The 6,045-nt window shown below is 46.7% G+C and carries 7 protein-coding genes; 6 read left to right on the top strand and 1 reads right to left on the bottom strand.

The annotated features are described in order from the left end of the window. The first annotated feature begins 229 nt into the window (after nt 1-229). The 5 genes from BUE18_RS26950 (at nt 230) to BUE18_RS26975 (ending at nt 5,030) form a co-directional block, all read left to right on the top strand. Nucleotides 230-1,048, top strand: coding sequence for a hypothetical protein (locus BUE18_RS26950; protein WP_073479214.1), 819 nt, complete (start codon nt 230-232; stop codon nt 1,046-1,048). 438 nt (nt 1,049-1,486) lie between these two features. Then, entirely contained in the window at nt 1,487-2,542 is a 1,056-nt protein-coding gene (locus BUE18_RS26955) for a tyrosine-type recombinase/integrase (RefSeq protein WP_073479215.1), read from the top strand. Nucleotides 2,543-3,207: 665 nt separating this feature from the next. Then, nucleotides 3,208-3,435 (top strand): type II toxin-antitoxin system antitoxin VapB, encoded by a 228-nt coding sequence (gene vapB / locus BUE18_RS26965; protein ID WP_073479216.1) that lies wholly within the window; start codon nt 3,208-3,210, stop codon nt 3,433-3,435. An 8-nt stretch (nt 3,436-3,443) separates the two neighbouring features. Continuing rightward, entirely contained in the window at nt 3,444-3,839 is a 396-nt protein-coding gene (vapC, locus tag BUE18_RS26970; protein ID WP_244549388.1) for a type II toxin-antitoxin system tRNA(fMet)-specific endonuclease VapC, read from the top strand. 39 nt (nt 3,840-3,878) lie between these two features. Next, the gene (locus BUE18_RS26975; RefSeq protein WP_073479218.1) at nt 3,879-5,030 is read left to right on the top strand and encodes an SPL family radical SAM protein; all 1,152 of its coding nucleotides are present in this window, start codon (nt 3,879-3,881) and stop codon (nt 5,028-5,030) included. Here BUE18_RS26975 and BUE18_RS26980 read toward each other — a convergent pair. Then, the gene (locus BUE18_RS26980) at nt 5,003-5,755 is read right to left on the bottom strand and encodes a DNA-methyltransferase (protein ID WP_073479219.1); all 753 of its coding nucleotides are present in this window, start codon (nt 5,753-5,755) and stop codon (nt 5,003-5,005) included. The two genes, BUE18_RS26975 and BUE18_RS26980, sit on opposite strands and share 28 nt — an antisense overlap. A gap of 103 nt (nt 5,756-5,858) precedes the next feature. Here BUE18_RS26980 and BUE18_RS26985 point away from each other — a divergent pair. Beyond that, nucleotides 5,859-6,045: hypothetical protein (locus BUE18_RS26985; RefSeq protein WP_211482854.1), on the top strand; the 187-nt coding region annotated here is incomplete at its 3' end.

The following is a 6,045-nucleotide window of genomic DNA, read 5'->3' on the forward strand; positions in this document are numbered from 1 at the left end:
GGATCGGACAGGTCTTGGCTTGGTGCGGAAAAACGATCTTCTCGGCTCTTCGTCGGATAAATGGCTTCTTGCGACATGGAATCTCCTTTCAAAAGATGGAAATTCTTATGCCACATCCCGATTAACCCGTGAAGATGCGGTTGTTTAGACGGTTACAAAACAAATAAAAGCCAGTGAACCTATCCACGCACCACTAAACAGGAGAAAAACAGTCCCTCCGCCCAAAGATATGCTCTCGCATCTTGTTAATGGCAATATTCCCTATATTCAAAATCAACCAGAATTATATAACATAATCAACATACTGGCATTAATTAGAGACTCGCAGCCGAACAAAAAACGGCCTCTGATTCAAACTCTTGGGAACTATGCAATTGCCTATCAAATTGATAGAGATATTAAAGGTGACAGATATGGTCTTTCTTTTCTCACTGAAATTCTCCGAGATGATAGTCTTAAATTTACCGTATGGTTGGGGGTGAAGGAATCTCTCAAACAAATCGTTGTAACAAGCCTCTACGATATTCAGATTTTAGGAGCGCCGGTGCGCGTACTATACAAGGAGAACAATGGACAATCCTTGAGGGGTATTCCCGCACACCACCTTGTTGAGAGGGTTATAGAAGACTATTGTGATGGGAGGATAGCGGTGTTTCCGGTTTTAGAGGCGGCCGTTCCCCAAAGCACAGAACTTTATATGGCACTTAAACCTTTTTCGTCTATCTCTTTTAGTGCACGAACACCGTTCAGTCCAGCGCAGTCAGTTATAAGATCAGAGGACGGCTCACGTAAAAACCGAGGTCTTCTGATGGTCTCTGCAAGCCTTGCCAGAGGTTCTTATACCGGCATTCCTATCGATGATAGGGATTTGGCTATAAGAATAACCACGTTGGTCAATGAGCGCTTAGCGAGAAACGGAATGGGCATTACATGTGAGGTTGGGCGGTTTACCATGTTCGGGAGCCTTATGGATATTGGTCATCCTCCCCTGGACTTGTCAACGAAGATGGGCATTACAAAGGCGATGCTGGATGACTTAGGTTCTTAAAGTAAGATTATTGTTTGGAGCGATTCCCGGCGAAAATAGATGTCAGGCTTCCTTCCTTCTGCCGGGGCGTCTCCATTGAGATAGCCTTTAATCTCGCCAGGGCTTTCGGTAAAACCACCTATGGATCGAATTTCTCAGTTGCCCCCAACGTAACTTATCCTGAATAACCATTCATTAAGAGATTCATATCTAAAAAAATTTCTAATCTATAGTTTCAAAAGTTTGAAAAGTCATTCATCAATATTTTTTAAAAATATCAAAAATTATTAATAGTATTCAAATCTAAATCAAAATATGGTTTTTTGTCTATAATTTTTGCAAAATTGATTCCATTATTTAACTTCAAATATTCAATTTGTATTCTATACTATCAGTTTTTTCAATATCAATAAAAATAGTTGTTGTATTTTGTGGATATATATGGCATAACTATCTCACATGATTAGAAAAACACCTTTCATTGTGGAGCGTAAGGGCATTCCATGGTGGTACTATGACTTTACCGTCAAAGGTAAGCGATACCGTGGATACATCGGCGCTAAATCAGAAATGAATAAGCGCGAAGCACAGCAGCAGTTGGACGCGACATGGGCGCGAATACTCACCAGCGCAGAAACTCCCAGGAGAAAGCAAACCAGCAAGTCTCCCGGCCAGGTATTTAAGGAGTATGCGGACTATCTGGAAATGCACCGTCCAAAAACGTGGGAGTCATACAGGTATCTCAAGCGTCATTTTGAGACTTTCTTCAAAGGAAAACGCACCATTTCCCCCTCGGACGTAAAGCGTTACCAGAAGCAGAAATGGGATGAAGGATTGTCCGGCCCTACCATCAACCGCCACATGTTCTATTGCCGGGCCGCATATAACAAGGCAGGCGTCAAACCGAATCCATTTGACGGCTTCGATAAATTCGACGAGTTCCCGCGCACAAGATACCTCACCGAAGATGAGTTATCCGCGCTTATGTCCAAGTCCACGGGAGTGCTTCGTGAAATAGTTTTAACGGCTATTTTGACGGGGATGCGGAAAGGGGAGATTCTCAACCTGCATAAGCGTCATCTTGATTTTGGAAATCAGCTTATCACCGTGCCGGGCAGTGAAACGAAAGGAAAGAGGCCATTGACAATCCCTCTGCCCGGTGAACTGGAAATGGTCTTCAAACAAAACTTGCAGAAGCACGAGTCCGGGTTTGTCTTTGAAAACAAGCATACGGGAAAACCGCTTGTGGATATCAAAAAGGCATGGAAAGCCGCGTTGAAGGATGCTGAAATCAAAGACTTCCGATTCCACGACCTCAGACACACCTACGCGACCTATTCGCTCCTGGTAGCCAAGGACATAAGAATTTTGCAAGGGCTTTTGGGACACAGCTCAATCAGGACCACCCAGAAATACGCGCACATAATGACTGCCGGGAAGAGAGACGCCTCTAACGCAGTATCCAGCTTTATAAGCAAGATTCTTGAAAATGATGCGGACAAACCGGAATCATGAGAACAGATGGGATCATCTCGACATGGAACTTGACGAGAAAACCTTTTAGATGCAAGTTTTTATTGTGAGGGCAGTAAGTTGCCTAATTTTCGGGCTTGAATGGGGTTCAAGGGGTCGGAGGTTCAAATCCTCTCGCCCCGACCAAAAAAACAAAGCAAAAAGAAGATCTTGGGCGATCGGTGAAAATCACCGCATCGCCCTTTTTCTTGCCCGGCTACCAATGGGCTACCATAAGCAGTATAATCAAGCCATTTGGACATTCTCTTGGACAGTCTGTAACCAACTAGTATATTGACTAAATCAGCAAATATAGTTCTATGGTGGCATCTGAACTTAATTCCACAATCATTTCAGGCCCAACCTGTTGCGCACTTAAATACTTCTAATTAATTCAAATAGATGTATCCAATTAAATTTAATCAGAAACCCGACTGTCCGAAAGGCCGCTTGTCAGTCGTTCAAGGAGGCGCTGGTGCATTTCCCCCGTTCCATGAAAGCGCTGGAAAATAGTAAGCCCATTTTTGTGAAGCTATGACAACAGCGCCCCCCGCCCATGAATATCCGAGTAATTACAGCAAAGTTCCTTGCCTTCAAAGGACCGAAAACTCCTTGCCAATAAGAACCTAAAAAGTATATACTTCAATATATATTACAAGGAGGCAGTTATGAATACGGCGAAACTTTTTAAAAACGGCAACAGCCAGGCGGTGAGGCTGCCCAAGGAATTTCAATTCGAGGGAGAGGAAGTATTAATCAAGAAGGTTGGGCGGAACGTGGTGCTGTCTCCAAAGGGGGATCCGTGGAGTTCTCTCGTCCAGAGCCTGGATTTGTTTACTGAGGATTTCATGGAAGACAGGAAGCAGCCCGGCCAGGATGACAGGGAATCTTTGTGATGCGCTACATGCTAGACACAAATATCTGCATTTATCTAATCAAAAGGAGGCCGACGGCGGTTGTGGATCGGCTTCGGGCCTTATCCATTTCAGACGTGGGCATATCAAGCATCACTCTTGCAGAACTGGAATATGGAATTGCTAAAAGCGGCAAGCCGGAACAAAATAGGGACGCTCTCACCGGATTTCTGGCTCCGCTTGAAATCGAGGCGTTCGGCAATGAGGCGGCCGCATGTTACGGCGCGCTGAGGGCCGGGCTGGAAAAGGCCGGAAAGCCCATCGGCCCCATGGATATGCTCATCGCGGCCCACGCCTTGTCCCTTTCCGCGATCCTCGTCACCAACAATGCCCGCGAGTTCGAACGGGTTCCAGGATTGGTCGTGGAAAATTGGGCGGCGGAGTGATACATAAACCGACTTTTCCTTTGTGGTGGAGGTAATGCCATGTTCTTCCAGCATGCTGGTTCCTATGCACTCCCGATTGATTACACGCCAAAGCGGCCCGAACATTTCTATGTACGCCGAATCGTGCTTGCAAAGGGCGCCTGCACGACACACGAACGAAGGAGCTATATTTCCAAAATCATAGCCTTGTATCCTGAGGCGGAAATCATCGAAAAGCCGGATACGCCCCACAACCGGATTGCTCCAGACGGCAAAGATCCTGCATTGCGCCTTCGAATGGGGAAACAAACCCTTGTTTTCGGGGAGCATCAAAGTGCGGTTCGATTCAGCAATGAAGCGAGCAATACCTGTCCGAACTACTGGCATTTTTCCCCTTACGGATTCTGCTTTTATGGATGCACCTACTGCTATCTTTCCGGAACGCGCACGTTTGTTTTTTCACCGGCGGTTAAAGTGTTTGTCAATCTTTCTGAAATCCTGCAAGAAATCGACCGGCAGGCGTATAAACAAGGCGGGGTGTGCGCTTTTTATTTGGGAAAGCTGCAAGACGGCCTGGCCTTGGACCCTTTGTGCGGGACATCCCGCGTCCTTGTGCCGTTTTTCGCTGTACATCCATTCGCCCGCATGACTCTGCTGACCAAAAGCGCGGACGTGGCTAATCTCCTGGACCTGGATCACCAAGGCCACACCATCCTTTCCTGGAGTGTGAATCCACCGGAAATCCATGATCGTTTTGAACGCAACGTCCCCCACCCGGCGCAGCGCTTACAGGCAATGCAGCGATGTGCTAAAGCCGGATACCCTGTGCGCGCAGTGTTGATGCCCATCATACCGGTTGAGGGATGGGAGGAAATTTATGGCCGATTTCTTCGAGAGTTATTGCTGTCAGTGCCCCTGCAGCGGTTGACAATGGGGGGCATTTGTACCTACCCGGACGCTAAACGCCTGATGGAGGGGAGTATTGGGGAGGACAACCTAATCAGCCAGTCCATCCATTCAACCACCATGCGTCAGGCGGATCATCGGGCTAGATTTTCGAAGGAATTAAGGATAAAGCTCTATGGCGCATTGTTGGATGTGGTTCTTGAAGCTCGGCCCGACCTACGTGTCGCATTGTGCCTTGAAGAGGAGGAGGTGCTAAACAAAGTCGGCTTGTCTGTAAGTCAAGGACTGTGCAATTGTCCATTTTGATGGCTTATATTACCTAATAGCTTGGCCTGCTTTCCGGTCAATTGCTCCCACCTCTGGATAATTGCATCACAGTAGGCTGGATGTTGCTCCATGAGAAAGGCGCTTCGCCCAGCCATCTCGGCAGCTATAAGGGTGGTCCCTGATCCTCCAAATGGTTCAAAAACAGTTTCTCCCTTTTTGGTGTAACTTTGAATACATCGGTAAGGAATTTCCACAGGGCATACGGCAGGGTGTTTGAATTTTTCCCCTTGTAATATCACTTGCGTCACTTCCCAAACGTTGGTTTGGAACCTTCTCATGTATTCTTGCCCCTGTGAATCCATTTTTGGCATTGGGCCGTGCTTTTTGTAAACCAAGATAGCTTCCCACTGGAGTGCAGGATAGTAATGCCCAGTAGTCGTGATATGGCAACTCCTCTTGATGTCAAAATTTGCTCCTGATTTGATCCAAGCTATAGTGTCGACATACTGAAAGCCAATTTCTTCAAAGAGGCATGAATGATGACTAATATGATCCATTTTGGAACCGTTTGCTATGTTCCACGCAATAACAGATCCCCCGCCAAGGATTTCATTGCAGTTCCGCATTATGGTGCTCATGTCCCGCAAGTAGTCCTCGTTATTTTGCCAGTTAGCATATAACCTTTGATTATAGTATGGAGGACCCCCAAAAACATGATTAACATTGATGGCCCGGCAAAAAGTTTCCGGGATTAATGCCCCCACAATCAGGGCCGGTTTTTTGTTGTTTTTATAGGGAATAATGCTTGCCGCAGGATCGGATTTATGCTACTATCCATAATTAATTCAAATAATTAATAGGAATACAATGATTCGAATCCGTGACAATAAGCAACTCCCCCTGTTCGACCCCTGGGCCTATCTCGGCCCCAAACGCAGAGCCATGCTGGACGCCTCCTGGGCCGGCCTTTTCAAGGAGCATTGCCTTCCCAATCTGCCCGTGGAAAAGTTGGCCGCCTGCTTCAGCCAAACTCAGGGCCGCCCCTCCAAGGAAC

This window comes from Desulfatibacillum alkenivorans DSM 16219 (genome assembly GCF_900142135.1).
Lineage (GTDB): Bacteria > Desulfobacterota > Desulfobacteria > Desulfobacterales > Desulfatibacillaceae > Desulfatibacillum > Desulfatibacillum alkenivorans.